The organism is Aestuariimicrobium ganziense, from assembly GCF_015352975.1.
Taxonomy (GTDB): Bacteria; Actinomycetota; Actinomycetes; order Propionibacteriales; family Propionibacteriaceae; genus Aestuariimicrobium; species Aestuariimicrobium ganziense.
Genome location: NZ_JACYIZ010000001.1, coordinates 569,939 through 595,067, shown reverse-complemented (window position 1 = coordinate 595,067; position 25,129 = coordinate 569,939). Strand labels below are relative to the sequence as shown.

25 protein-coding genes are annotated in these 25,129 nt (G+C 69.5%); 18 read left to right on the top strand and 7 right to left on the bottom strand.

Annotation, left to right across the window (positions count from 1 at the left end):
* Positions 1-69 precede the first annotated feature (69 nt).
* From ispG to IE660_RS02905, 7 genes are all read left to right on the top strand, one after another.
* Positions 70-1,215: a flavodoxin-dependent (E)-4-hydroxy-3-methylbut-2-enyl-diphosphate synthase gene (ispG, locus tag IE660_RS02935; protein ID WP_203566792.1), complete on the top strand. Its 1,146-nt coding sequence runs from the start codon at positions 70-72 to the stop codon at positions 1,213-1,215.
* A gap of 1 nt (position 1,216) precedes the next feature.
* Positions 1,217-2,053 carry a GNAT family N-acetyltransferase gene (locus IE660_RS02930; protein WP_203566791.1) on the top strand — a complete coding sequence of 279 codons (837 nt, stop codon included), beginning with the start codon at positions 1,217-1,219 and terminating at the stop codon, positions 2,051-2,053.
* A gap of 68 nt (positions 2,054-2,121) precedes the next feature.
* Complete coding sequence (gene ilvD / locus IE660_RS02925) at positions 2,122-3,966, top strand: dihydroxy-acid dehydratase (protein WP_203566790.1); 1,845 nt, start codon at positions 2,122-2,124, stop codon at positions 3,964-3,966.
* Between the two features lie 302 nt (positions 3,967-4,268).
* Positions 4,269-6,038 (top strand): proline--tRNA ligase, encoded by a 1,770-nt coding sequence (locus IE660_RS02920; protein ID WP_203566984.1) that lies wholly within the window; start codon positions 4,269-4,271, stop codon positions 6,036-6,038.
* The gene (locus IE660_RS02915) at positions 6,035-6,319 is read left to right on the top strand and encodes a glutaredoxin domain-containing protein (protein WP_328701812.1); all 285 of its coding nucleotides are present in this window, start codon (positions 6,035-6,037) and stop codon (positions 6,317-6,319) included. Before IE660_RS02920 ends, IE660_RS02915 begins: the two co-directional genes overlap by 4 nt.
* A 76-nt stretch (positions 6,320-6,395) precedes the next feature.
* Positions 6,396-6,539, top strand: a complete 144-nt coding sequence (locus IE660_RS02910) for a ribbon-helix-helix domain-containing protein (protein ID WP_203566789.1) — start codon at positions 6,396-6,398, stop codon at positions 6,537-6,539.
* A complete protein-coding gene (locus IE660_RS02905) occupies positions 6,536-7,291 on the top strand; it encodes a hypothetical protein (RefSeq protein WP_203566788.1) in 756 nt (251 codons plus the stop codon). The genes IE660_RS02910 and IE660_RS02905 overlap by 4 nt, the downstream gene beginning before the upstream one ends.
* A 90-nt stretch (positions 7,292-7,381) precedes the next feature.
* On the opposite strand, the gene IE660_RS02900 is transcribed toward IE660_RS02905, so the two are convergent.
* Together IE660_RS02900 and IE660_RS02895 are read right to left on the bottom strand one after the other, a co-directional pair.
* The gene (locus tag IE660_RS02900) at positions 7,382-7,834 is read right to left on the bottom strand and encodes a globin domain-containing protein (protein ID WP_203566787.1); all 453 of its coding nucleotides are present in this window, start codon (positions 7,832-7,834) and stop codon (positions 7,382-7,384) included.
* Between the two features lie 15 nt (positions 7,835-7,849).
* Positions 7,850-8,815, bottom strand: a complete 966-nt coding sequence (locus tag IE660_RS02895) for an aldo/keto reductase (RefSeq protein ID WP_203566786.1) — start codon at positions 8,813-8,815, stop codon at positions 7,850-7,852.
* A gap of 74 nt (positions 8,816-8,889) precedes the next feature.
* Here IE660_RS02895 and IE660_RS02890 point away from each other — a divergent pair, with 74 nt between their 5' ends.
* Positions 8,890-9,672, top strand: a complete 783-nt coding sequence (locus IE660_RS02890; protein WP_203566785.1) for a sulfite exporter TauE/SafE family protein — start codon at positions 8,890-8,892, stop codon at positions 9,670-9,672.
* A 3-nt stretch (positions 9,673-9,675) separates the two neighbouring features.
* Here the strand turns inward: IE660_RS02890 and IE660_RS02885 are convergent, their stop codons facing one another.
* Complete coding sequence (locus tag IE660_RS02885; RefSeq protein WP_203566784.1) at positions 9,676-10,698, bottom strand: DUF4439 domain-containing protein; 1,023 nt, start codon at positions 10,696-10,698, stop codon at positions 9,676-9,678.
* A 98-nt stretch (positions 10,699-10,796) separates the two neighbouring features.
* Between IE660_RS02885 and rimP the strand changes: the two genes are divergently transcribed.
* Together rimP and nusA are read left to right on the top strand one after the other, a co-directional pair.
* The gene (gene rimP, locus IE660_RS02880) at positions 10,797-11,366 is read left to right on the top strand and encodes a ribosome maturation factor RimP (protein ID WP_203566783.1); all 570 of its coding nucleotides are present in this window, start codon (positions 10,797-10,799) and stop codon (positions 11,364-11,366) included.
* A gap of 1 nt (position 11,367) precedes the next feature.
* A complete protein-coding gene (gene nusA / locus IE660_RS02875; RefSeq protein WP_203566782.1) occupies positions 11,368-12,342 on the top strand; it encodes a transcription termination factor NusA in 975 nt (324 codons plus the stop codon).
* A 50-nt stretch (positions 12,343-12,392) separates the two neighbouring features.
* On the opposite strand, the gene IE660_RS02870 is transcribed toward nusA, so the two are convergent.
* From IE660_RS02870 to IE660_RS02865, 3 genes are all read right to left on the bottom strand, one after another.
* Positions 12,393-13,004: a hypothetical protein gene (locus tag IE660_RS02870; RefSeq protein WP_203566781.1), complete on the bottom strand. Its 612-nt coding sequence runs from the start codon at positions 13,002-13,004 to the stop codon at positions 12,393-12,395.
* Between the two features lie 60 nt (positions 13,005-13,064).
* Positions 13,065-13,202 (bottom strand): hypothetical protein, encoded by a 138-nt coding sequence (locus tag IE660_RS15610; protein WP_235996717.1) that lies wholly within the window; start codon positions 13,200-13,202, stop codon positions 13,065-13,067.
* A gap of 88 nt (positions 13,203-13,290) precedes the next feature.
* Complete coding sequence (locus IE660_RS02865; protein WP_235996715.1) at positions 13,291-13,824, bottom strand: class I SAM-dependent methyltransferase; 534 nt, start codon at positions 13,822-13,824, stop codon at positions 13,291-13,293.
* A gap of 84 nt (positions 13,825-13,908) precedes the next feature.
* Here IE660_RS02865 and IE660_RS16105 point away from each other — a divergent pair, with 84 nt between their 5' ends.
* From IE660_RS16105 to IE660_RS02840, 5 genes are all read left to right on the top strand, one after another.
* Entirely contained in the window at positions 13,909-14,172 is a 264-nt protein-coding gene (locus IE660_RS16105; protein ID WP_328701811.1) for a YlxR family protein, read from the top strand.
* Between the two features lie 187 nt (positions 14,173-14,359).
* On the top strand, positions 14,360-17,221 hold the full coding sequence (infB, locus tag IE660_RS02855; protein ID WP_203566779.1) for a translation initiation factor IF-2: 2,862 nt from the start codon (positions 14,360-14,362) through the stop codon (positions 17,219-17,221).
* Positions 17,222-17,325: 104 nt separating this feature from the next.
* Positions 17,326-17,832 (top strand): 30S ribosome-binding factor RbfA, encoded by a 507-nt coding sequence (gene rbfA, locus IE660_RS02850; protein ID WP_203566778.1) that lies wholly within the window; start codon positions 17,326-17,328, stop codon positions 17,830-17,832.
* Positions 17,825-18,697 carry a tRNA pseudouridine(55) synthase TruB gene (gene truB, locus IE660_RS02845; RefSeq protein ID WP_203566777.1) on the top strand — a complete coding sequence of 291 codons (873 nt, stop codon included), beginning with the start codon at positions 17,825-17,827 and terminating at the stop codon, positions 18,695-18,697. Before rbfA ends, truB begins: the two co-directional genes overlap by 8 nt.
* A 23-nt stretch (positions 18,698-18,720) precedes the next feature.
* Positions 18,721-19,623 (top strand): bifunctional riboflavin kinase/FAD synthetase, encoded by a 903-nt coding sequence (locus IE660_RS02840; protein ID WP_328701810.1) that lies wholly within the window; start codon positions 18,721-18,723, stop codon positions 19,621-19,623.
* A 539-nt stretch (positions 19,624-20,162) separates the two neighbouring features.
* Here IE660_RS02840 and IE660_RS02835 read toward each other — a convergent pair.
* Positions 20,163-20,651 (bottom strand): GNAT family N-acetyltransferase, encoded by a 489-nt coding sequence (locus IE660_RS02835; protein WP_203566776.1) that lies wholly within the window; start codon positions 20,649-20,651, stop codon positions 20,163-20,165.
* A 214-nt stretch (positions 20,652-20,865) separates the two neighbouring features.
* On the opposite strand from IE660_RS02835, the gene rpsO reads away from it, so the two are divergent.
* From rpsO to IE660_RS02820, 3 genes are all read left to right on the top strand, one after another.
* A complete protein-coding gene (rpsO, locus tag IE660_RS02830; RefSeq protein WP_203566775.1) occupies positions 20,866-21,129 on the top strand; it encodes a 30S ribosomal protein S15 in 264 nt (87 codons plus the stop codon).
* A 462-nt stretch (positions 21,130-21,591) separates the two neighbouring features.
* Positions 21,592-23,832 (top strand): polyribonucleotide nucleotidyltransferase, encoded by a 2,241-nt coding sequence (locus IE660_RS02825; RefSeq protein ID WP_203566774.1) that lies wholly within the window; start codon positions 21,592-21,594, stop codon positions 23,830-23,832.
* A complete protein-coding gene (locus tag IE660_RS02820) occupies positions 23,829-25,124 on the top strand; it encodes a M16 family metallopeptidase (protein WP_203566773.1) in 1,296 nt (431 codons plus the stop codon). The genes IE660_RS02825 and IE660_RS02820 overlap by 4 nt, the downstream gene beginning before the upstream one ends.
* Positions 25,125-25,129 lie beyond the last annotated feature (5 nt).

Below are 25,129 nucleotides of genomic sequence, written 5' to 3'. Positions count from 1 at the left end.
GTTGCTGGTCGTCCTCGCCGGCCGCCCAGCAGGCCGGACCACGCGCGCACGCGCTGTAGGCTGGCGCCCATGACCGCTGTGAACCTCGGGCTCCCCCCGATGCCGCCCCCCACGCTGGCCCCCCGGCGCAAGACCCGCCAGATCCAGGTGGGCAAGGTCGCCGTCGGCGGAGGTGCACCGATCACGGTGCAGTCGATGACCACCACCAAGACCACCGACATCAACGCCACCCTGCAGCAGATCGCCGAACTGACCGCGACCGGCTGCGACATCGTCCGGGTGGCCGTGCCCAGCCAGGACGACGCGGACGCCCTGCCGGCGATCGCCAAGAAGTCGCAGATCCCGGTGATCGCCGACATCCACTTCCAGCCCCGCTACGTGTTCGCCGCGATCGACGCCGGCTGTGCGGCGGTGCGGGTCAACCCGGGCAACATCCGGGCCTTCGACGACCAGGTCGCAGGCATCGCCAAGGCGGCCGCTGACGCCGGAGTCTCGATCCGGATCGGCGTCAACGCCGGTTCGCTCGACAAGCGCCTGCTCGACAAGTACGGCGCTCCCACCGCCGAGGCGCTGGTCGAGTCCGCGCTGTGGGAGGCCAGCCTGTTCGAGGAGGTCGGCTTCGGCGACTTCAAGATCTCGGTCAAGCACCACGACCCGGTGGTCATGGTGCGCGCCTACGAGATGCTCTCGGAGCAGTGCGACTACCCGCTGCACCTCGGCGTCACCGAGGCCGGGCCTGCGTTCCAGGGCACCATCAAGTCGGCGGTCGCCTTCGGTGCGCTGCTCAGCCGCGGGATCGGTGACACCATTCGGGTGTCGCTGTCGGCGCCGCCGGTCGAAGAGGTCAAGGTCGGGCTCAAGATCCTCGAGTCGCTCAACCTGCGCCAGCGCCAACTCGAGATCGTCTCGTGCCCCTCGTGCGGGCGCGCCCAGGTCGACGTCTACACCCTCGCTGAGAAGGTCACCGAGGGGCTTGAGGGCATGACCGTGCCGCTGCGCGTCGCGGTGATGGGGTGCGTCGTCAACGGTCCCGGTGAGGCACGAGAGGCCGACCTCGGTGTCGCCTCGGGCAACGGCAAGGGCCAGATCTTCGTCAAGGGCGAGGTGATCAAGACCGTGCCCGAGAGCGAGATCGTCGAGACCCTGATCGCCGAGGCCAACCGGCTCGCCGCCGAGAGCTCCGAGGTCGGTTCACCCGAGGTCTCGGTCAGCTGAGATGGCCACGCGCCTGAGGGTGCTGGGCAATGGTGACCTGCCGGCGCTGCTGCAGCTCACCGCCCACGACCCGGTGGCGCACCTGTTCGTGCGGGCCCGCACCTCGCAGTACGGCATCGGCCGGCTGACCCTGGGCTGCGAGGTGCTCGGCTTCGAGCGCCAGGGCCGTCTGGTCTCGGTGCTGCACCACGGGTCGAACCTGGTGATGGCCGGTGACGACCCCGAGGCGGTGCAGGCCTTCGTCGCCAAGATCGGGCCGCGGCGCCACACCTCGTCCATCATGGGGCGCTCGCCCGACGTGCGCGCGCTGTGGGAGGGCCTGACCCAGCGCTGGGGGCAGTCGTGGGGCGCCTACCGTGACCTGCGTCCACGGCAGCCGTTGATGGTGATGCAGGACGATCCGACCGTTCCCGAGGACCCCAGGGTGCGCCGGGTGCGGGCCGACGAGTTCGAGGCCTACTTCGATGCCGCGGTGAAGATGTACACCGAAGAGGTCGGGGTGACGCCACTGGAACCCTCTGGTGGCTACGCCAGCTACGTGCGCGGCCTGATCGCGCAGGGACGAGCCTTCGGGATCGTCGAGAACGGTCGAGTGCTGTTCAAGTCCGACATCGGGACCGCCATGGACGCGGTCTGCCAGGTGCAGGGGGTCTGGCTCGATCCCTCACTGCGCGGCCGAGGACTCTCGGAGCCGGCGATGGCCTCGGTGGTGCGGCTGTGCCGCGAGAACCACCCGGTCGTCTCGCTCTACGTCAACGATTTCAACACCCGCGCCCGCAAGCTCTACGAGCGCGTCGGGTTCGACACCGTGGACGAGTTCGCCACGGTGCTGTACTGAGCCGTTCGAGTGCGCCCAGCCATCGGGCGGCGGCGGTTGGCGTTCGTCCTCGTGGGAGACTGGACGACATGCCAGCACTGCGTTCGCGTACCTCGACCCACGGCCGCACCATGGCCGGAGCCCGCGCCCTGTGGCGGGCCACCGGCATGACCGACGACGACTTCGGCAAGCCGATCGTGGCGATCGCCAACAGCTTCACCCAGTTCGTCCCCGGTCACGTGCACCTCAAGGACATGGGGCAGCTGGTGGCCGGCGCGGTCGCCGAGGCTGGGGGAGTGGGGCGTGAGTTCAACACCATCGCGGTCGACGACGGCATCGCCATGGGCCACTCCGGCATGCTCTACTCGCTGCCCAGCCGCGAGCTGATCGCCGATGCTGTGGAGTACATGGTCAACGCCCACTGCGCTGACGCCCTGGTCTGCATCAGCAACTGCGACAAGATCACCCCCGGCATGCTGCTGGCGGCGCTGCGCCTGAACATCCCGACCGTGTTCGTCTCCGGTGGACCGATGGAGGCCGGCAAGACCCAGGCCATCGAGGGCATCGTCCACTCCAAGCTCGACCTGATCGACGCGATGATCGCCTCGGCCAACGACGAGGTCACCGATGGCCAACTCGACACCATCGAGCGCTCGGCCTGCCCCACCTGTGGCTCGTGCTCGGGCATGTTCACCGCCAACTCGATGAACTGCCTGACCGAGGCGATCGGGCTGTCGCTGCCGGGCAACGGTTCGACGCTGGCCACCCACGCCGCACGCGAGGAGTTGTTCCTCGAGGCTGGTCGACTGATCGTCGACATCGCCCGCCGCTACTACGACGAGGACGAGGAGTCGCTGCTGCCGCGCGCAATCGCCACCCGTGAGGCCTTCGAGAACGCGATCGCGCTCGACGTGGCCATGGGTGGATCGACCAACACCGTGCTGCACCTGCTCGCCGCCGCCCGCGAGGGTGAGGTCGACTTCCAGATGAGCGACATCGACGCCATCTCGCGTCGCGTCCCGTGCCTGAGCAAGGTCGCCCCGAACACCCCCAAGTACCACATGGAGGACGTGCACCGTGCCGGCGGCATTCCCGCCATCCTCGGTGAGCTCAACCGGGTCGGGCTGCTCAACACCGGCGTGCACTCGGTGCACTCACCCGACCTGCAGGGTTGGCTGGACGAGTGGGACATCCGCAGCGGCAAGGCCTCTGACAAGGCCATCGAGCTGTTCCACGCCGCCCCGGGTGGGGTGCGCACCACCGAGGCGTTCTCGACCAGCAACCGTTGGGAGTCGCTCGACACCGACGCGGCCGAGGGCTGCATCCGTGACCGTGAGCACGCCTACACCGCCGACGGCGGGCTGGCTGTGCTGTTCGGCAACATCGCCGAGGCAGGCTGCGTGGTCAAGACCGCCGGCGTGCCCGAGGCGGTGTGGACCTTCTCGGGCCCGGCCGTGGTCTTCGAGAGCCAGGACGACGCGGTCGAGGGCATCCTCGGCGGCAAGGTCGGTGCCGGGGACGTCGTGGTCATCCGCTACGAGGGCCCCAAGGGCGGCCCCGGCATGCAGGAGATGCTGTACCCGACCTCGTTCCTCAAGGGCAAGGGCCTGGGACAGAAGTGCGCGCTGATCACCGACGGCCGGTTCTCGGGCGGCACGTCGGGGTTGTCGATCGGGCACATCTCGCCCGAAGCGGCCTCCGGTGGCCTGATCGCCCTGGTCGAGGACGGTGACACCATCGCGATCGACATCCCGAACCGGTCGATCTCGCTCGAGGTGGACGACGCGGTGCTGGCGGCCAGGCGCGAGGCCCAGGCCGGGCGCGAGCAGCCGTTCACCCCGGCTGATCGGGACCGTCCGGTGTCAGCAGCGCTACGGGCATATGCCTCGATGGCTGCCTCGGCCTCGGACGGAGCCGTTCGCATCGTCCCCTGAGGCAGGGCTCCTGCTGCCTCGATGGTGGAGGAACGAGCGTCAGCGAGGGCCTCGAAAGCAGCTTCTGCCGCGCGTTTTCGAGACCCACGCTCGTCCCCGCCTCGGGTGCTCCTCAACTGGCGTTCTCTGACTGCTGTTGGCCGATTTCGGGCACGGAGCTCCGGAGCGTATGCAGCGCTCGGTCGCCCTCCCGGGTTCCGTGCCCGGAATCGGCGCGGAAACCAGGTCGAGCCGAACCGCCTCACCCCGATAGTCTGGGCGGCGTTGTCGCCAACACCGAGGAGGCCGGCGTGATCACCCGGATGTCGCAGTTGTTCGTCCGCACCCTGCGTGAGGACCCCGCCGACGCCGAGGTGCCCAGCCACCGCTGGCTGGTGCGCGCCGGTTACGTGCGACGGGTCGCGCCGGGCATCTACTCCTGGCTGCCGCTGGGGCTGCGGGTGCTGCACAAGGTCGAGACCATCGTCCGCGAGGAGATGAACGCGATCGGTGCCCAGGAGGTCCACTTCCCGGCGCTGCTGCCGCGTGAGCCCTACGAGGCCACCGGCCGCTGGACCGAGTACGGCCCAAACATCTTCCGGATCGTCGACCGCAAGGGCAGCGACTACCTGCTCGGCCCGACCCATGAGGAGATGTTCACCCTCATGGTCAAGGACATGTACAGCTCGTACAAGGACCTGCCGCTGTCGCTGTACCAGATTCAGACCAAGTACCGCGACGAGGCCCGTCCGCGCGCCGGCATCCTGCGTGGGCGCGAGTTCGTGATGAAGGACGCCTACTCCTTCGACATCGACGACGAGGCCATGGAGCGCTCCTACAACGCCCACCGCGACGCCTACGTCAAGATCTTCGACCGGCTGGGCTTCGACTACGTCATCGTCCAGGCCGACGCCGGGGCGATGGGTGGCTCGGCCTCGGAGGAGTTCCTGGCGATCGCCGCCAACGGTGAGGACACCTTCGTCCGCTCGCCGGGCGACTACGCGGCCAATGTCGAGGCGGTCACCACGCCGACGCCGGACGCGATCCCGTTCGACGACGCGCCGGCCGCCCACGTCGAGTCCACCCCCGACAGCCCGACCATCGAGTCGCTGGTTGCGCTGTCGAACGCCCAGTTCGCCCGCGCCGACCGTGAGTGGACCGCCGCGGACACCCTCAAGAACGTGGTGTTCATGCTGCGCGGTGTCGACGGCAGCCGCACCCCGCTGGTGATCGGCCTGCCCGGTGACCGCGAGGTCGACCCCAAGCGGCTTGAGACCGCGGTTGCTCCCGCTGAGGCCGAGCCGTTCACCGATGCCGACTTCGAGGCCAACCCCGAGTTGGTCAAGGGCTACATCGGTCCGGTGCGCGACGGTCAGGCGGTGCTCGGCGAGGAGGGCTCGTCCAAGGTCCGCTACCTGCTCGACCCCCGCGTCGTCAGCGGCACCCGCTGGATCACCGGCGCCAACCTGGCCGGGCACCACGTCTACGACCTGGTCGCCGGACGCGACTTCACCGCCGACGGGACGATCGACGTCGCCGAGGTGCGCGAGGGTGACCCGGCACCGGACGGTTCGGGTCCGCTGACCCTGTCGCGCGGCATCGAGATGGGCCACGTCTTCCAGCTGGGCCGTAAGTACGCCGAGGCCCTGGGCCTGAAGGTGCTCGACCAGAACGGCAAGCTGGTCACCGTCACCATGGGCTCCTACGGTGTCGGGGTCTCGCGTGCCGTGGCCGCCGTGGCCGAGGGCACCGCCGACGACAAGGGACTGTGCTGGCCGCGCGAGATCGCGCCGTTCGACGTGATGGTGCTGGCCACCGGCAAGGGTGACGAGGTCGCCCAGGAGGCTGAGCGGATCGCAGGCGAACTCGACGAGTTGGGTGTCGCCACACTGCTGGACGACCGCAAGGCCTCGCCCGGGGTGAAGTTCGCCGACTCCGAGATCCTCGGTGTGCCGACCATCGTGGTGGTCGGACGAGGCCTGGCCGAGGGGCAGGTCGAGATCCGTGACCGGCGCACTGGTGCGGCCCGCAACGTCGCTGTCGCCGACGCAGTGCATCAGGTCGTCACCGACATCGACCCCGAGACCCCGTGACCGTCTCGCGCTCGTCGCAGGCCGATGCCCTGGCCGCCATCGACCAGGGTGGGGTGGTCGTCTACCACCGGCCGGGCTGCGGGTACTGCGCCCGGCTGATCCGCTCGGTGGGCAGGCTCGCCGAGCGCGCCACCTGGGTCGACATCTGGGCCGACGAGGACGCCGCCGCCTACGTGCGCAGTGTCAACGACGGCAACGAGACCGTGCCGACGGTGGTGATCGACGGCGTCGCGTTCACCAATCCGAAGCCGTCGGTGGTCAAGGCCGCCCTCGAACGCTGAACCGTGCCCCGCGAACTCTGACCCGGGCCCTCGTGCTCTGCCCCTTGGCCGTGAGCAGTTTGCTAGCATTCTAGGCATGGAGAAGAAGGTGCAGTTCAACGTCTACCTGCCCCCGGAGCTGGTCAAGCAGGTCAAGCACCGCGCCATCGACGAGGGACGAAGCCTGTCCGCACTGGTCGAGGATGCGCTCCGCCACTACGTCGAGAGGACCGCACGATGACCCAGCAGCCGACCTACGTCATCCTGCCGATGCGCTTCACACCCAAGCCAGACCCGATGGCTGCGTTCCTCGAGGCGGTCGGTCTGCGGCGTGTGCTCACCTCGGACTCGCAGACCTTCGTCCACTTCGTCGGGCTCGGGGGAGAGGTCGCCGTGCACGGACCCGACACCGAGGGTGGCACCCTGACCGAGCCCCACACGGCCCTCAACCTGCTCACCGTCGACGTCGCCGCGGCTGCCAACGACCTGGCCACCAAGGGTGTCGGGGTTGACTGGTGGGACGAGAGCTACGGCCGCCAGGGTGTCTTCCGCGATGCGCGCGGGCGCTCCGTGGGGCTCAACGAGGTGCAGACCGACACCTACGGCTACCAGGACCACGGCGCGGTTCCCGGTGGCGACATCGTCGTCACCGCCATCGTGTACAGCACCGACTTCGAGGCTGACGCAGAGCGCTTCGGGCATTTTGGCTTCCGGGTGCTGCCCGGCTCGGACGAGAACTGGACGGCGCTGTCGGCCGGGCCTCGCTCGGGGGTGATCGGGCTGCACGCACCCTTCGGGCGGGTCGAACCCGAGGGCTCCACCGATGCGTGGATCGAGTTGGGTCTCGAGACCACCTCGCCGCTGGAGGTCGTCCGTGACCGCCTGCTCGCCGCCGGCCACGACGCTGAGATCGTCAGCGACGAGAACGCGACCAAAGTGCACGTCACCGATCCCGACGGCTTCCACCTGGAGATCCATCCCTACGTCGGCTGACCGGCCCGCACCCGCTTCCCCCGCCCGAAAACCGCGTTCCCGCCCCAACGGTGGTGCGGGCACTCGCTTTTCGTGCGGGGGAACAGCAGCTCAGCCAGCGACCGGGCCGTCCCAACTCCACTTCGGAACGGGCAGTCCGTCGACGATGCCGTCGGCCGAATCGGGGTTGGCGTTCATCAACCCCAACGCCCAGCGCCAGTAGTCACGAAGGGTCTGGCCGAGCCGCGGGTCGGCGTCCAGACCGGCATCGGCCACGGCCTGGTCCCAGCAGGCGATCGCGGCCTCGTCCAACTCGACGTGCGGGCCGTTGCAGGCATGCATGCGCAGCACGCCGCTGTCGTCCTCGCCCAACTCGCTCCACAGCGGCGGCCCGCCGAGCGCCTCGCTGAAGTAGGCCGCCAGCCGATCGGTGTGGTCGGCGCGGTAGCCGTGCTCGAACGGGTGCGCGGCGATCGGGTCGGCGGTCACCCGGCGGTGCCAGGCCTCGGCCAGCGCCTGCATCGCTGGGTACCCACCGGCTGCCTCATTGATCGTGGACTCCATGGTCCACACCCTGCCTCAGAACTGCACGTGGTGGGGCGTGTACACATCAGCCAACGCGGTCATCTCCTCATCGGTGAGTTCCACATCGAGGGCTGCGGCGGCGTCAGCCAGGTGGTGCGGCTTCGTGGCACCCACGATCGGGGCGGTGATCGCCGGGTTGGCGAGCACCCAGGCCAGCGCGAGCGTCGCCATCGAGACCCCACGGTCGGCCGCCATCTGCTGCACCAGGTCGACCACGGCCTTGTCGGAGTCGGAGTACAGCGACGCGATCCGGCCGTCGGTCGACTGGCGGGTGGTCTGCTCGTCCCACGGGCGGGTCAGCTTGCCACGCGCCATCGGGCTCCACGGAACCACCCCGATGCCCTCCGAAGCGCAGTAGGGGAGCATCTCGCGCTCCTCCTCGCGGTAGATCAGGTTGTACTGCGGCTGCATCGACACGAACCTCGTCCAGCCGTTGAGGTCGGCGGTGTACTGCATCGTCACGAACTGCCAGGTCCACATCGACGACGCGCCGATGTAGCGCACCTTGCCGGCCTTGACGACGTCGTGGAGCGCCTCCATGGTCTCCTCGATCGGCGTCTCGGGGTCGAAGCGGTGCACCTGCATCAGGTCGATGTGGTCGGTGTCGAGGCGGCGCAGCGAGGCGTCGGTCTGTTCCATGATCGCCTTGCGCGACGACCCGCGACCGCCGGGGCCGTCGTGCATCGGATGGAAGAGCTTGGTGGCCAGCACCACGTTCTCGCGCGTGGTCAGTTTCCTCACCGCGCGCCCGGTGAACTCCTCACTCGAGCCCGCCGAGTACACATTGGCCGTGTCCCAGAAGGTGATGCCGAGGTCGAGGGCCTGCCTGTAGTACTCCAGCGAGGACTCCTCGTCCAGCACCCACTCCTGGCCAGCGCGCTTGCCGTCGCCGAAGCTCATGCACCCCAGAGCCAGCCGACTCACCTTCAGTCCCGAACCACCCAACCTGATCTGTTCCATGGCCCCAGCCTGCCACTGCTGCGGCGTCCCAGGCAGGTACTGTCAACACCGGTGCCACACCGCCGGGAGGGTCGATGGAACTGGCCACGCACGCGGTGCTGCTCCTGCTGCTCGCGGCCTTCGTCGCCGGCTGGGTCGACGCGGTGGTCGGCGGCGGTGGCCTGATCCAGTTGCCCTCGCTGCTGATCGGGTTGCCGGACGACACCTCGGCTGCGGCCATCAGCGGGACGAACAAGGTCTCGTCGGCCGCGGGCACCCTGGTCGCCACCATCACCTACCTGCGCCGCATCCCGCTCGACGTGCGCGCAGCGTCACCGCTGGTGGTGGCTGCCTTCGCCGGCTCGATGCTGGGCGCCAGGCTCGTGCAGTACCTGCCCAAGCAGTGGTTCACCCCGGTGGTGCTGGTCGTCCTGGTCGCGGTCGGCATCCACACCCTGCGCCGCCCGAGCCTCGGTCTGCAGCACAACGTCCGCCACCACGGGGCCGCGCACGCCCTGCGCGCCGGGGCCATCGGCGCGGTGGTTGGGGTCTACGACGGGTTCCTCGGCCCGGGCACCGGAAGCTTCTTCGTGATCGCTCTGGTCGGGTTGCTCGGCTACGGGTTCCTGCAGGCCTCGGCCATGGCCAAGCTCGCCAACCTGACCACCAACGCCGCCGCCATCCTCGTCCTGGGCAGCCAGGGTGTCGTGATCTGGCACCTGGCCTTGCCGATGGCCGCCGCCAACCTCACCGGGGGCTTCCTCGGAGCTCGCACCGCGTTGCGCCGCGGCAACGGCTTCATCCGCAAGGTCTTCATCACCGTGGTCTCGGCGCTGGCCGCGAAGCTCGCCTGGGACACGGTCGTCCTGTTCAGTTGAGCGTCACGGCCAGCCGGGCCAGACCACCATCGCGCCGCCGAACGCCTGGCAGCGCGGCACCTGCGCCAGCATCGCTGCCAGCGCCTCGTCGCGGTCGGTGCCCTCGGTGGCGGCGACCACGCGTCCCCAGGCGTCGAGCAGGTCGCGCTCGAGCAGGACGAACAACTGCGTGGCTTGGGTCACCGTGGTGGGGGTGATCGGCTGTCGGTATCCCGGACGAGGCCCCGGCGGGTCATCACCGTCCTCGCGGATGCCGGTGGCCACCGTGTCACGCAGCCGACCCAAGGCGGCCAACCGGTCCTCGGCGGGCTTGCGCAGCCGGTCGGTGAACGCGATCACTGCCACGCCGGTCTCATAGCCCTGGACGACGGCGTGCAGTCGCTGCAGCAGCACCGAGCGCGCCTCGGTCGGCGTGCCCGGGTCGATGTGGTGGGGACGAGTCGCCCGAGCCAGCATCGGCCGGGTCGGTACCCCCTGTGATGCCGCGGTCACCATCAGCGAGGCCCACAGCAGCGCCATCCCGGGCTCTTCGGCGGTCGCCGACCGGGTGCGGTGCTCACCGACCAGACGGGCCGAGTCGGCCTTGATCGCGGCCAGCGCTGCCTGCGGTGTGGCGTGCTGGGCGGCCTTCACGGGGGCCGGCGACGACACCGGCACCGCCATCGGGTCGAGTTGACCCAGCAGGTGGGCGGCACCGGCGTGTGCCCCCATCACGGTGGTCGCCCACTGTTTGACCGCCGCCGACACCCCCGAGGGGGCGGCTGCCAACCAGGCCAGGTGCGAGGCGAGCGTGGTCTCGTCCTCGCCGGCAGCGACGTTCGATGGTTCGGGGGTGGGCTCGGGCGTCGGCGTCGTCCCCGAGGGGTTGCGGGTGGAGTGCACCACCGGGTCGGTCCAGCGGCACCCGGCCAGGCCGGCCAGGACCCCCGAACCGATCAGCCCAGAACCGATCAGCCCAGAACCGATCAGGCCCGCACCAGCCCGCAGCAACCCTCGCCGCGAGGTGACCGAGCCGTTGCCTGCCATGGCCCCAGAGCCTAGCCAGCCATCTCCCGTTCCCCCCAAATGGCGGGCTACACTCGTCCATCACAACCGCAACCGACAATCGAACCCCGGGAGCTGACATGTCGCAGGAGCGAATCGCCGCGCTCGTCGAGCCGATCCTCGAGCGCCACGGCCTGGAACTCGACCGACTCGAGGTCATCCCCGCGGGGCGCCGAAGCGTGGTGCGGGTGACCGTTGACGGTGACGGACCCCACGGACGCGGTCCGCTGCTCGACGACATCGCCGCCGCCAGCCAGGACCTCTCGCAGGCCCTCGACGAGGCCGATGCGGTCAAGGCCGACAGCTACACCCTCGAGGTCTCCAGCCGCGGGCTGTCGTCCCCGCTGACTGAACCCAAGCACTTCCGCCGCAATCTCACCCGGCTGCTCAAGGTGACCCTGGACGACGGCCGCACCCTCGAGGGCCGATTGCTGGCAGCCACCGAGACGACCATCGACCTCGAGGTGACGCCCGAGTCGGTCAAGGGCAACCGCAACCCCAAGCCGGTCACCCACACCCTCGACATGGCCAGCGTGCGCAAGGCCTTGGTGCAGGTCGAGCTGAACCGATCGATCGACGACGACCTCGGGCTGGGCGACGATCTGCTCGACGACGAGGACGACACCGACAACGAGTTGGAGGAGAACTGACATGGACATCGACATGGCTGCGCTGCGCATGATCGAGCGCGACAAGGAGATCCCCTTCGACATCCTGGTCAAGGCGATCGAAGAGGCCCTGCTCAACGCCTATGACAAGACCCCGCACGCCCAGAAGGGCGCACGCGTGGTGCTCGACCGCAAGAGCGGCAAGGCAGCGGTGATGGTGCCCGAACTCGACGAGGACGATGCTGTCATCGGCGAGTACGACGACACCCCCGCCGACTTCGGACGCGTCGCCGCCGCGACCGCTCGCCAGGTGATCTTCCAGCGGCTGCGCGATGCCGAGGACGAGCAGAAGTACGGCCACTTCCTGGCCTCCGAGGGCGACATCCTGCTCGGGACGGTGCAGCAGGACCGTGACTCGCGCACCGTGCGGGTCGACCTCGGCTCGATCGAGGCGATCATGCCCCAGGCCGAGCAGGTGCCCGGTGAGGACTACAGCCACGGGCGAAGGCTGCGGGTCTACGTGGTGGCGGTTCGCCGTGAACTGCGCGGCCCCCAGGTCGTGGTCTCACGCACCCATCCCAACCTGGTCAAGAAGCTGTTCGCCCTCGAGGTGCCCGAGATCGCCCAGGGCATCGTCGAGATCAAGGAGATCGCCCGCGAGGCCGGCCACCGCTCGAAGATCGCGGTGATCTCGCACCGTTCCGACGTGTCGGCCAAGGGCGCCTGCATCGGGCCCATGGGGCAGCGGGTGCGTGCGGTGATGCACGAACTCAACGAGGAGAAGATCGACATCATCGACTGGTCGGAGGATCCGGCGGCGTTCGTCGGCCAGGCGCTCAGCCCGGCCAAGGTGTCGTCGGTGACGGTCGTGGACGCTGCTGCCAAGGCTGCCCGTGTGGTGGTGCCCGACTACCAGTTGTCGCTGGCGATCGGACGCGAGGGCCAGAACGCCAGGCTCGCGGCCCGGCTCACCGGGTGGCGGATCGACATTCGTTCCGACGCCGAGCAGCAGGGCTGACGGAGGCCGGCAGACCGGGAGGTCAGCCGGGATGGGACCGAGGTCGGCGGTCAGCCGCCGATCTTGGTCTCCTTGACCTTGGTGAGCATCTCGTCAGCCTCGGCCTGGGTGATCTTGCCCTGCTTGACCGCCTCGGCGAGCTTGGCCTCGATCATCGCCTCGTTGCTGGCGACCGTCTCGTCCTTGACCTCGTTGATCGCCTTGGCCAGCGCCTGAGGGGTGACCTTGAGCTCGCGTGCGGCCACGGACATTGCGCGCCGCTCGTAGAGCTTCGCCAGAGCCTCACGGTCGGTCTCTGTGCCGGTCTTCCAGCGCAGGCCCTCGGCCTGGGTGGGCACGACCTCGCTCTTCACCTTCTCGGCCGCTGCCTTCAGCTGCTCAGGGGTGCGGTCGAGCTTGGTGGCCAGCTGCTCGATGCTGGCACCGGCCAGCGCCTGCAGCTCGGGCGGCACCTCGTGCTGACCCTTCTTGCCCGGGACGTTCTTGCCCGGGACACTGTTGCTGGCGTCGGTCTTGCCGGGCTGGTCGGCCGGCAGCACGTTGACCGCCTGCTGAGCGGGAACCTCGGGCTGGCTGGCCTCGTGAGCCACGGCCCACCCGCCGAGTCCGAGCGCGAGGGCCCCGACCGCGGCGACCGCCATCGTGGTTGCTCGCCTGGGCATGGTTCCTCCTGCGGGGTGCGGCACGGCCAGCTCAGGACCGGGGGACACTGCCAGAGTAGGTCACGCCGAGGCCTCGTCCAAGGGCACCGAGGCGACGAAGACGAACTCCCGGCCGGGACGGTCGGGGGCGTCACGCACCTCGTCCACGACGAAACCGCAGGCCCGAGGGGAGGCCTCGACCGCCTCGCGTGAGCGCAAACGCAGTGTCGAGGTCGACCACACCTGCTCGCCGTCATCACGGAAGGTGGTGCGTCCGCGGAAGGTGACGAACTCGCCCTCGACTCGGTCACCTCACCCCAGGTCTCGAGCACGCCGTGGCCCTCGATCTCGACCACGCGGCGCTCGTCCAGTCGCGCTTCCAGTCCTCCCAGATGCGCCGGTCGGGGTCGCGGGCCTCGAACACCAACAGGCCACCGAGCCGAAGGCACTGGCGAGCCGCCGTCAAGGTGGCCAGCCACTGCTCGTCGGTCAGGAAGTCCTGGGCCACGTCGCCAGTCATGGTGGCGATCTCGACCGGCAGCGGCAGGTCGTCGCGTGAGTGGACGTCGGGCGCGGTGCCGGGCAACCAGTGCACCCGGTCGGCGCCGGGCTTGGGGTGGGCGACCTCGAGCGAGGCCTCGGCCGGGTCGACACCGATGACGGTCGTGCCCCGGCCGGAAAGCAGGCAGGCGAAGGTGCCGGTGCCGCAGCCGAGGTCGAGCACCCGGGTGGCGCCGAACTCGGTGACCATCGCCACGTCGTGGTCGAGGTCGGACCGATCCGGGTCGAGCGGGTCGTAGACCTGGGCGAGGCGGGGATGGGCGAAGGCGGCATCGGGCATGGGACGAACCCAGGTCGACCGCGCAGCGGACGCCAGCGGAAGTGCGCAGCGACGATCGTCGGGGTGCCCGGTAGGGTCGCTGCCGTGGCCGCTCCCATTCGCACCTGCATCGGCTGCCGTCGCACGGCGCCGCAGGCGGAGTTGCAGAGGTACGTGGTCGTCGACGGACGAGCCACCCCCGACCCCTCGCGACGGCTGCCCGGCCGCGGCAGTTGGCTGCACGACGACCCCACCTGTCTGGACCAGGCCCTGCGCCGGGGCGCCTTCAGTCGCAGCCAGCGGCGCCAGGTCGAGGCGAGTGGCCTCAAACCGCCCCCCGAGTTGGGGCGTGAGGGCCGGAATCGCTAAGCTGGGGGATGCAGTCCCGCCGAGTTCCCTCGGTGTGGGGATCCCGATCAAGCACCGTCCTCGGCAGAGTTCGGCTGCGCGCCAGAAAGTGGGCTCACGCTCATGACCACTCGATGAGTACCCAGCAATGAGCATGCACAACAACTAACTGGTCCGCACCATCGGGCGCGGACCGCCAAGGAGAGCAGTGGCAAAGGTCCGCGTCTATGAGCTCGCGAAAGAGCTCGGACTCGAAAGCAAGGACGTCCTCAAGACGTTGAACGACATGGGCGAGTTCGTCCGGTCGGCGTCTTCCACCATCGAACCCCCCGTCGTGCGCAAGCTGCGCGAGCAGGCAGCCAGTGCCCAGGCGGCGGCTGCGCCTGCCGCGCCAGCGGCTCCGGCACCCAAGGCGGCAGCTCCTGCCGCACCCGCCGCGTCTGTTGGTCGCCCGGCTCCTCGTCCGACTCCCGGGGCACCCACCCCGGCCCCGGCAGCAGCTGCACCCGCAGTTCCTGCCGCACCGGCAGCCCCGGCGGCTTCGGCACCCCCGGCACCGGCTGCGCCCACCGCGCGTCCGACCGGAACGCCTGGCGTGCCCGGTGCTCGTCCAGGTGCCGCCCCGCGCCCCGGCGGCGCTGCGCCGCGTCCGGGCGGAGCTCCCGGCGTGCCCGGTGCCCGTCCCGGTGCCCCGCGCCCCGGTACTTCTGGCGGTCCTCCCGGCGGGGGCTCGCGTCGTCCCGGTACGCCTCGTCCGGGCAACAACCCGTTCGCCCCGGCACAGGGCATGGGCACCCAGCGTCGTCGTCCTGAGGGTGCGCCCCCGGCACGTACCGGCGCCCCCGGTGCCCGTGACGCCCGTCCCGGGGCACCCCGTCCGGGCGCGCCTGGTGGTGACCGGATGCCTCGTCCCGGTGGTACCGGCGGCCTGCCCGGCATGCCTCGTCCCAACCCGGCGATGATGCCCAAGGTGCAGAACGCCGGTGTCGGCGCTGCCCGTCCCGGTGGTCCCGGCCGTGGTGCCGGACCGCGCCGCGGCGGACCCGGCGGTGGCCCAGGTCGCGGTGGTCCCGGCATGGGCGGTGGACCGGGTACCGGTCCGATCGGCGGCGGCCGTGGTGGTCGCGGTGGTCGCGGCGGCTCGGGCACCCAGGGTGCGTTCGGTCGCGGTGGCGCCGGTGGCAAGCGCGGACGCAAGTCGAAGAAGCAGCGCAGGCAAGAGTTCGCCGAGATGGACGCACCGGTCATCGGTGGCGTGCGCATCAGGCAGGGTGATGGCTCGACGGTCCGCCTGCGCCGCGGCGCCTCGTTGACCGACCTGGCCGAGCGGATCGGCGTCGAGCCGGCATCGCTGGTGCAGGTGCTGTTCAACCTCGGCGAGATGGTGACCGCCACCCAGTCGGTCTCGGACGAGACCCTCGAGGTGCTGGGCACCGAGCTCAACTACGACATCCAGGTCGTCTCGCCCGAGGACGAGGACCGCGAGCTGCTAGAGAGCTTCGACGTGGTGTTCGGGGAGGACGCCGGTGACGAGAGCGACCTGGCTCCGCGTCCGCCGGCCGTCACCGTGATGGGCCACGTCGACCACGGCAAGACCAAGCTGCTGGACGCGCTGCGCCACGCCAACGTGGTGGCCGGCGAGGCCGGTGGCATCACCCAGGCCATCGGCGCCTACCAGGTCGAGACCGAGGTCGACGACACCGAGCGCAAGATCACCTTCATCGACACCCCGGGCCACGAGGCGTTCACCGCCATGCGTGCCCGTGGTGCGAAGTCGACCGACATCGCGGTGCTCGTGGTGGCCGCTGACGACGGTGTGATGCCGCAGACGATCGAGGCGCTCAACCACGCCCGGGCGGCTGACGTGCCGGTCGTGGTCGCGGTCAACAAGATCGACAAGCCGACCGCCGACCCGGCCAAGGTGCGCGGTCAGCTCACCGAGTTCGGGCTGGTGCCCGAGGAGTATGGCGGCGACACCATGTTCGTCGACATCTCCGCGGTCACCGGCGAGGGCCTCGACAGCCTGCTGGAGGCCGTCGTCCTCACCGCTGACGCGGCACTCGACCTGCAGGCCAACCCCGACATGCCCGCGCAGGGCGTGGCGATCGAGGCCCACCTCGACAAGGGGCGCGGTCCCGTGGCCACGGTGCTGGTTCACCGCGGCACGCTCAAGATCGGCGACTCGATCGTGGCCGGCTCGGCCCACGGTCGCGTGCGAGCGCTGATCAACGACCAGGGTGACACCGTCGACGAGGCCCCGCCCTCGATGCCGGTGCAGGTGCTGGGTCTGACCAGCGTTCCCGGTGCTGGTGACAACTTCTTGGTCGTCGACGACGACCGGATGGCTCGCCAGATCGCCGACAAGCGTGAGGCCCGGATGCGGGCCGCTGCGCAGGCCGCTGGTTCGCGTCGTCGCACCCTTGACCAGCTGTTCGAGCAGTTGGAGAAGGGCGAGACCCAGGAGCTGCTGCTCATCCTCAAGGGCGACGGTGCCGGTTCGGTCGAGGCGCTCGAGGATGCTCTGTCGAAGATCGACGTCGGCGACGAGGTGTCGCTGCGGGTCATCGACCGTGGCGTCGGTGCCATCACCGAGACCAACGTGTCGCTGGCTGCGGCGTCCAAGGCGGTCATCATCGGCTTCAACGTGCGGCCCACCCCGCACGCCGCCCAGATGGCCGACCGTGAGAACGTCGACATCCGCTACTACTCGGTCATCTACTCCGCGATCGACGAGATCGAGGCTGCTCTCAAGGGCATGCTCAAGCCGATCTACGAGGAGAAGACCTTGGGCCAGGCCGAGATCCGCGAGATCTTCCGTTCCTCGCGGTTCGGTGTCATCGCGGGCTGCATGGTCATCGACGGACTCATGCGGCGCAACGCCAAGGCGCGCCTCATCCGCGATGGCGTCGTCCTCGCCGACACCTCCATCGCCTCGCTGCGTCGCGAGAAGGACGACGCGACCGAGGTGCGTGAGGGTTACGAGTGCGGCATGACGCTGGCCAACTACTCCGACATCAAGACCGGGGACATCATCGAGACCTATGAGATGGTCGAGAAGCCCCGCGACTGACGTCGCAGACCGCAGGACCTGAAGGCGCCGGGGAGTCGACCACTCCCCGGCGCCTGTGGTCTGAGAAGCTCAGAACACCCCCTTTCGACCCCGAGGAGAGACCCATGAGCAACCCGCGCGTGGCCAAGCTGGCCGAGCAGATCCACGTCATCGTGGCCGAGATGCTCGAACGCCGGATCAAGGACCCTCGACTGGGTTTCGTGACCGTCACCGACGTGCGCCTGACCGGCGACTCTCGTGAGGCCACGATCTTCTACACCGTGATGGGCTCCGACACCGAGCGCCAGAACTCCCAGGCTGCGCTCGACTCGGCCAAGGGCCTGCTGCGTTCGACGGTGGGCAAGCGGCTCGGCCTGAAGTTCGCCCCCTCGTTGGCCTTCGTGCTGGACGCCACCCCCGAGGCCGCGATGGCGATCGAGGACCTGCTCGCCAAGGCCCGTTCGAGTGACGCCGAGGTGGCCGCCCAGGCTGCCGGCGCCAGCTACGCCGGTGACGCCGACCCCTACCGCCGCAAGGACGAGGACGCCGACGAGGACCAGGACGAGGACGACCTCGACGAGGCTGACGAGGACGAGGCTGACGAGGACTCCGACGAGGAGGCTCGTGGCTGAGGTCGGCTCAGGCCTGGTCGTGGTCGACAAGCCGCAGGGCTGGACCTCGCACCAGGTGGTCGGGCGGCTGCGTCGCCTGCTCGGCACCCGCAAGGTGGGCCACGCCGGCACGCTCGACCCGATGGCGACCGGCGTGCTGCTGGTCGGGGTGAACCGGGCCACTCGCCTGCTCGGCCACCTGGCCGCCCACGACAAGACCTACCTGGCCACCATCCGGCTGGGTGAGCAGACCACCACCGACGACGCCGAGGGCGAGACGGTGGCGACCACCGACGCGTCCTCGGTCGGTGATGCCGACATTTCGATGCAGGTCGCTGCCCTGACCGGCGAGATCGACCAGGTGCCCAGCACCGTGTCGGCGATCAAGGTCGACGGCAAGCGCGCCTATGCCCGGGCCCGCGCCGGCGAAGTGGTCGTGCTCAAGTCGCGCCGGGTGACGGTGAGCCGCTTCGACGTGCTCACCCGACACGAGAGGGGAGGGCACGTCGACCTCGACGTGGTGGTCGACTGCACCTCGGGCACCTATGTGCGGGCGCTGGCCCGTGACCTCGGGGCGGCGCTGGGCGTCGGTGGGCACCTCACCGCGCTGCGGCGCACCCGGATCGGGGGCTTCGAACTGCCCGGCCTCGATCCGATGCTGGACGAGGCGCCACCGCTGATCGGCATGGCCGAGGTGGCCAGGCGCTGCTTCCCGGTGGTCGACCTGGACCAGAACCAGGCCACCGACGTCAGGTACGGACGAGGCCTCTCACTTCCGTTGTCCGGTCTGACCGGTCTGGTCTTCGCCGCCGACCTGCTTGCCCTGCACGAACCCGACCCCGAGCGCCCCGGACGAAGCCGGGCCGTCGCGGTGTTGGTCGGCTGATCAAGGCCCCTAGACTGTCCGGCGTGCAGGACAGTCAGCGCAGCATCGTCGTCATCGGCAACTTCGACGGGGTCCACTCGGGGCACCGCGGCCTGATCGAGCGGGCCCGCGAACTCAGCGACGGTCGTCCGGTCGTCGCGGTCACCTTCTGGCCGCACCCGCAGGCCGTCATCCACCCCGGTACCGAGCCGCTGCTGCTCACCGACCTGCACCAGCGCATCGACCTGCTGCGCGACGCTGGGGCCGACGAGGTGCGCGTGGTCACCTTCGACCACGAGGTGATGGGCTGGAGCCCGGCCGAGTTCGTCGAACGCGTCATCGATCCGCTGCACCCGGCCGTGGTCGTCGTGGGCACCAACTTCCACTTCGGTTCCAGGGCCGCGGGCACCGTCGAGACCCTGCGCGAACTGGGCGCGGGACGTTTCGACGTCGTGGCCACCGACCTGGTCACCGTGGGCGACGAGGGAACCTGCTCATCGGCCATCCGCAAGGCGTTGGCCGACGGTGACGTCGAACTCGCAGCACAGCACTTGGGTCGTCCGTTCCGCTACGTCGGCGTGGTGGTGATGGGCCACCAGCGCGGTCGAGACCTCGGGTTCCCGACCGCCAACCTGCCCACACCGCCGGGATTCGCCGTGCCGGCCGATGGCGTCTACGCGGGGTGGGCGACCAGGCTCGACCAGCCCGGCGCCGAGCGCTGGCCCGCGGCGATCTCGGTCGGCACCAACCCGACCTTCGACGACGTGCGAGCCACCGTGGTCGAGGCCCACGTGCTCGACCGTGACGACCTGGAGCTCTACGGCATCGAGATCGCGGTCGACTTCGTCGCGAGGCTGCGCGGCAACGTGAAGTTCGAGTCTCTGGACGCGCTGATCGCCCAGATCGGTGCCGACGTCGCGGCCGCACGGTCGATCCTGCTCGGCTGAGTCGCTCGTCCTGCCACGCCCGGCTGGGGTCGGACACGGTTCGTGGCGGGAAATCACTGGCTGACGGCAACTTTCACGCCACGAACCGGACGCGGACGACGGTCACGTCGTGGTTCGTGGCGGGAAATCGCGGGCTGAAGGCCACTTTCGCGCCACGAACCGGACGCGGCCGACGGTCACGTCGTGGTTCGCGGCGGGAAATCGCGGGCTGACGGCCACTTTCGCGCCACGAACCGGACGCGGCCGACGGTCACGTCGTGGTTCGCGGCGGGAAATCGCGGGCTGAAGGCCACTTTCGCGCCACGAACCGGACGCGGACGACGGTCACGTCGCGGTTCGTGGCGGGAAATCGCGGGCTGAAGGCCACTTTCGCGCCACGAACCGGACGCGGACGACGGTCACGTCGCGGTTCGTGGCGGGAAATCGCGGGCTGAAGGCCACTTTCGCGCCACAGATCGGACGACTGCAGCGTGCGGGAGGTGGGCGGAAGGTGCACCGAGTGGGCTCCCGGAAGGGGAGCGAGGCAGTCGCGAGGCGCCTCAGCGCATCGTCAACGACTTGCGGTAGATCGCGTAGTAGCTGCTGGCCAGGCTCGGGTGGTTGACCTGGTCGGCGTCGGGATCCTCGACGAAGCGGTGGTCTCCGGTGGCGGAATAGCCGAGGTCGATCGCCATCGGCACCATCTTCTCGTTGTTGGGATCGACCGCCAGGAAGCACTCGGTGAAGCCCTGCTCCCTGGCCTGGGCCTCGAGGAACTCCGACAGCGCCTTGCCCAGACCCTCGCGACGATGTCCCGGCTCGACGAACAGCAGCTTGACCTCGGGTTGCTCCGCCGACTCGGTCAGGTCGAGCACACCACTGCCCAGCACGGCGCCGTCTCGTTCGGCCACCGCATACACTGCCTCTCCCCGGATCTGGGCCTCATGGCTGCGGTCGACCAGACCCAGTTCCGGCCGGGTCGACATGGCGCGCAACTGGTCGAGGTCGGCCTCGGTGACCGGACGAACGGTGGCGGGTGCCTGGGTCATCAGGGGGTCCTTTCCCGATGGGGTGCATGGCCAGTCAACCACGCGAGCAGGTGCGGGGGCGAGACGGGGCTGAGCCGTGGACGACCAGCCGCTCGATTTCGTCCGGGTGTGGGCGAGCGAGTAGTGTGACCCTCGGCGTGATGACGCCCGCGGACCCAGAGAGCCCCTCGTCGAGGTAGGCGCCGCGCAACGAGATGGAAGGAGCGCCCACACGATGGATGCCGAGACCAAGAAGAAGATCATCGACGAGTACGCCACCAGCCCCGGTGACACCGGCTCGCCCGACGTGCAGATCGCGCTCCTGACCAAGCGCATCGCGCACCTCACCGAGCACCTCAAGGAACACAAGGGTGACCACCACAGCCGCCGTGGCCTGATGCTCATGGTCGGCCAGCGCCGCCGGCTGCTCAACTACGTCGAGAAGCAGGACGTCGAGCACTACCGTGAGCTGATCAAGCGCCTCGGCCTGCGCCGGTGATCTGACAGACGTACCCAGCAGCGCCCCCACCACAGCGGTGGGGGCGCTGTTGCATTTCGGGGACCCGGGCGACTGCGCCGATTCCGGGCACCGACCCTGGGTGTGCACGTTCGGCCTTCGGTGGGCCCGGCGTTCCCTGCCCGGAATCGGCGCGCGCCGACCCACCACGCACGAATGGGTGTTCCCGCCCGATCCCGCTAGACTGGGCGGGTCACCCGTGTGGGTGACGACAACTCCATCCCGTCCGACGCCGCACCGCATCTGGTCTGGTCCTCGGTAGTGGCCTTCGGGTCTCGTCGACACGACGATCCCCGCGGGCCTCGATCGAAGACCGGCTGGAAATCCCCGGCTGGTGGTCCCGCACGCCGACACCGGCGAGAGCGAGGACGCCCCAGCACCCTGCGCACGTCAGGCACAGATGCCTGCGCCCAGTGGTGTCAGACCAAACCAGAGAGGAATCCCGTGGAGGGACCTGATCTTCAGTTCACCGAGGCCGTTCTCGACAACGGCCGCTTCGGCAAGCACGTCGTCCGTTTCGAGTCGGGCCTGCTCGCCCGCCAGGCCGATGGCTGCGCCTCGGTCTACCTCAACGACGACACCATGCTGCTGTCGGCCACCACGGCCGCCAAGACCCCCCGTGACTCCATCGACTTCTTCCCGCTGACGGTTGACGTCGAGGAGCGCATGTACGCCGCGGGCCGCATCCCCGGCTCGTTCTTCCGCCGCGAGGGCCGCCCCAGTGAGGGCGCCATCCTGGCGTGCCGCCTGATCGACCGCCCGCTGCGCCCGTCGTTCGTCAAGGGCCTGCGCAACGAGGTGCAGGTCGTCGTCACCGTCATGGCCCTCAACCCCGAGGTGCTCTACGACGTGCTGGCGATCAACGCCGCCTCGATGTCGACCCAGCTCGCCGGGCTGCCCTTCTCGGGCCCGATCGGTGGCGTCCGTGTCGCCCTGATCGACGGCCAGTGGGTCGCCTTCCCGACCGTGCACCAGCTCGAGGACGCCGTCTTCGACATGGTGGTGGCCGGTCGCGTGCTGGCCGACGGTGACGTCGCGATCATGATGGTCGAGGCCGAGTCGACCGAGCAGACCTTCGAAGCAGTGCGCGCCGGTGCGCAGGCCCCGACCGAAGAGGTCGTCGGCCAGGGCCTCGAGGCCGCCAAGCCGTTCATCAAGGCCCTGTGCGACGCGCAGGCCGAGCTCGCCGCCAAGCTGCCCAAGGAGACCTTCGACTTCCCGGTCTTCGCCGAGTACGGCGACGACGTCTACGACGAGGTCGCCCGCCTGGGTGAGGAGAAGCTCCGCGACATCATGCAGATCGCCGGCAAGCAGGAGCGTGACGACGCCAGCCACGCGCTGCGCAAGGAGATCACCGACGAGCTGGCCGACAAGTTCGACGCCCGCGCGACCGAGATCTCGGCCGCCTTCAAGTCGCTGACCAAGAAGATCGTGCGCCACCGCACCCTGACCGACGGTGTGCGCATCGACGGCCGCGGCGTGCGCGACATCCGCAGCCTGTCGGCCGAGGTCGGCGTGCTGCCGCGCGTGCACGGTTCGTCGCTGTTCATGCGTGGCGAGACCCAGATCCTGGGCGTCTCGACGCTCAACATGCTGGGTCTGGAGCAGAAGCTCGACACGCTGGCTCCCGAGACCACCAAGCGCTACATGCACCACTACAACTTCCCGCCCTACTCCACCGGTGAGACCGGTCGGGTGGGTTCGCCCAAGCGCCGCGAGATCGGCCACGGCGCGCTGGCTGAGCGTGCGCTCGTCCCGGTGCTGCCCAACCGCGAGGAGTTCCCCTACGCCATCCGTCAGGTGTCGGAGGCGCTGGGCTCCAACGGTTCGACCTCGATGGGTTCGGTCTGCGCCTCGACGCTGGCCCTGCTCAACGCCGGTGTGCCGCTGAAGGCCCCCGTGGCCGGCATCGCCATGGGCCTGATGAGCGAGACCATCGACGGCGAGACCAAGTACGTGGCGCTGACCGACATCCTCGGTGCCGAGGACGCGCTGGGTGACATGGACTTCAAGGTCGCCGGCACCAAGGACTTCGTCACCGCCCTGCAGCTCGACACCAAGCTCGACGGCATCCCCGCCGCTGAGCTGGCCAAGGCGATGCTGCAGGCCCGCGAGGCCCGCCACGCGATCCTCGAGGTGATGAACGAGGCCATCGACGCCCCCGACGAGATGAGCCCCTACGCTCCGCGGATCATCACCGTGAAGATCCCGGTCGACAAGATCGGTGAGGTCATCGGCCCCAAGGGCAAGATGATCAACCAGATCCAGGACGACACCGGCGCCCAGATCACCATCGAGGACGACGGCACCATCTACATCGGTGCCGAGAACGGCGAGGCCGCCGAGGCCGCGCGTGCCACCATCAACGGCATCGCCAACCCGACGATGCCCGAGAAGGGCGAGCGTTACCTGGGCACCGTGGTCAAGACCACCGCCTTCGGTGCGTTCATCTCGCTGCTGCCAGGCAAGGACGGCCTGCTGCACATCTCCAAGATGCGTGGCCTGGCCGGTGGCAAGCGGGTCGAGAGCGTGGACGACGTGCTCAGCGTCGGCCAGAAGCTGCGCGTCGAGATCAACGAGATCGACGACCGCGGCAAGCTCTCGCTGATCCCGGTCGAGGACGAGTCGGAGGGCTCGGCCGAGCCTGCCGCCGCCGAGACCGCTGAGGCCACCGCCGCCGAGTGAGCCTGATCGACACCACCAGCACCGCCCGGGAGGACAGCGACATTCGTCGCAGCGTCCTCCCGGGCGGTCTGCGTGTCGTCACTGAGCACCGCAGCGGCACCCATGGGGTGCACGTGGGCTGGTTCGTCGGGGTCGGCTCACGGCACGAGACCGCCCGCCAGCACGGCTGCAGCCATGTGCTCGAGCACGTGCTGTTCAAGGGCACCAGGCGGCGTGACGCCGCCGAGGTGAGCGCCGCCGTCGAACGTGTCGGTGGCGACCTCAACGCCTGGACCGGACGAGACCACACCGCCTTCCACGCCCGCGTGCTGCGCCGCGACCTGCCGCTGGCCCTGGACGTGCTCGGCGACATGCTCACCGACTCGGTTCTGCGCGAGGCCGACCTGGCCAGCGAGAAGGAGGTCATCCTCGACGAGATCGCCATGCACCGCGATGACCCCCTCGAGCTCACCCAGGAACTCGTCCACGGATCGCTGTTCGGAACTGACCCGCTGGCTCGTCCAGTCATCGGCACCGAGGCCTCGATCACCGCCCTGTCGCGCAACCAGGTGCGCAGCTTCTGGCGACGCCACTACCGCACCGCCAGATCGGTGATCTCGGTGGTCGGCGACGTCGACCACGACCGGGTCGTCGACCAGGTCGCCCAGCTCAGGGTGCCCGAGGGCGAGCCGTTGACCCGCGAGCCGGCGGTTCTCGTCCAGCAGGCCGGCGAGGTGCGCCACCACTGGACTCGGCTGGCCCAGACCAGCGTCAGCCTCGGCTTCCCCGGCTTCGCCCGCGACGACGAACGTCGGTTCGCGCTGTCGGTGCTGACCACCGCCCTGGGGGGCGGCATGAGTTCACGGTTGTTCCAGCGGGTGCGTGAGCAGCGGGCGTTGGCCTACGCCATCGACTCCTCCGACAGCACCTGGCGCGGTGCTGGTCTGGCCAGCATCGACTGGCAGGCCCTGCCCGGTCGCACCGCCAGCATCGTCGACGAGGTGCGCGGCATCGTCACCGACGTCGTCGAGCACGGCATCACCGAGGACGAACTGCAGGCCGCGATCACCCTGATCGAGGGCCAGACCCGGCTGGCGCTCGACTCCGGGTCGACCAGCATGACCCGACTGGGGCTGACCTGGTTGTCGGACGACCTGCGCAGCGTCGACGACGTGCTGCAGGGCTACCGGCAGGTCACCCGCGACGCCGTCACCGACGTCGCCCGTCAGGTGCTCGGGAATCGTCCCCACCTGGCACTGGCGGGGGGACGCACCCCACTGCGCGCGGTCGAGCGCGTGCTCGATCGCTGGTGAGTCGG

Excerpts from the sequence above, each read along its gene's own strand:
- ispG (WP_203566792.1), top strand. The coding sequence starts at position 70 with ATGACCGCTGTGAACCTCGGGCTCCCCCCGATGCCGCCCCCCACGCTG.
- IE660_RS02930 (WP_203566791.1), top strand. The coding sequence starts at position 1,217 with ATGGCCACGCGCCTGAGGGTGCTGGGCAATGGTGACCTGCCGGCGCTG.
- ilvD (WP_203566790.1), top strand. The coding sequence starts at position 2,122 with ATGCCAGCACTGCGTTCGCGTACCTCGACCCACGGCCGCACCATGGCC.
- IE660_RS02920 (WP_203566984.1), top strand. The coding sequence starts at position 4,269 with ATGTCGCAGTTGTTCGTCCGCACCCTGCGTGAGGACCCCGCCGACGCC.
- IE660_RS02910 (WP_203566789.1), top strand. The coding sequence starts at position 6,396 with ATGGAGAAGAAGGTGCAGTTCAACGTCTACCTGCCCCCGGAGCTGGTC.
- IE660_RS02905 (WP_203566788.1), top strand. The coding sequence starts at position 6,536 with ATGACCCAGCAGCCGACCTACGTCATCCTGCCGATGCGCTTCACACCC.
- IE660_RS02900 (WP_203566787.1), bottom strand. The coding sequence starts at position 7,834 with ATGGAGTCCACGATCAATGAGGCAGCCGGTGGGTACCCAGCGATGCAG.
- IE660_RS02895 (WP_203566786.1), bottom strand. The coding sequence starts at position 8,815 with ATGGAACAGATCAGGTTGGGTGGTTCGGGACTGAAGGTGAGTCGGCTG.
- IE660_RS02890 (WP_203566785.1), top strand. The coding sequence starts at position 8,890 with ATGGAACTGGCCACGCACGCGGTGCTGCTCCTGCTGCTCGCGGCCTTC.
- IE660_RS02885 (WP_203566784.1), bottom strand. The coding sequence starts at position 10,698 with ATGGCAGGCAACGGCTCGGTCACCTCGCGGCGAGGGTTGCTGCGGGCT.
- rimP (WP_203566783.1), top strand. The coding sequence starts at position 10,797 with ATGTCGCAGGAGCGAATCGCCGCGCTCGTCGAGCCGATCCTCGAGCGC.
- nusA (WP_203566782.1), top strand. The coding sequence starts at position 11,368 with ATGGACATCGACATGGCTGCGCTGCGCATGATCGAGCGCGACAAGGAG.
- IE660_RS02870 (WP_203566781.1), bottom strand. The coding sequence starts at position 13,004 with ATGCCCAGGCGAGCAACCACGATGGCGGTCGCCGCGGTCGGGGCCCTC.
- IE660_RS02865 (WP_235996715.1), bottom strand. The coding sequence starts at position 13,824 with ATGCCCGATGCCGCCTTCGCCCATCCCCGCCTCGCCCAGGTCTACGAC.
- rbfA (WP_203566778.1), top strand. The coding sequence starts at position 17,326 with ATGAGCAACCCGCGCGTGGCCAAGCTGGCCGAGCAGATCCACGTCATC.
- IE660_RS02835 (WP_203566776.1), bottom strand. The coding sequence starts at position 20,651 with ATGACCCAGGCACCCGCCACCGTTCGTCCGGTCACCGAGGCCGACCTC.
- rpsO (WP_203566775.1), top strand. The coding sequence starts at position 20,866 with ATGGATGCCGAGACCAAGAAGAAGATCATCGACGAGTACGCCACCAGC.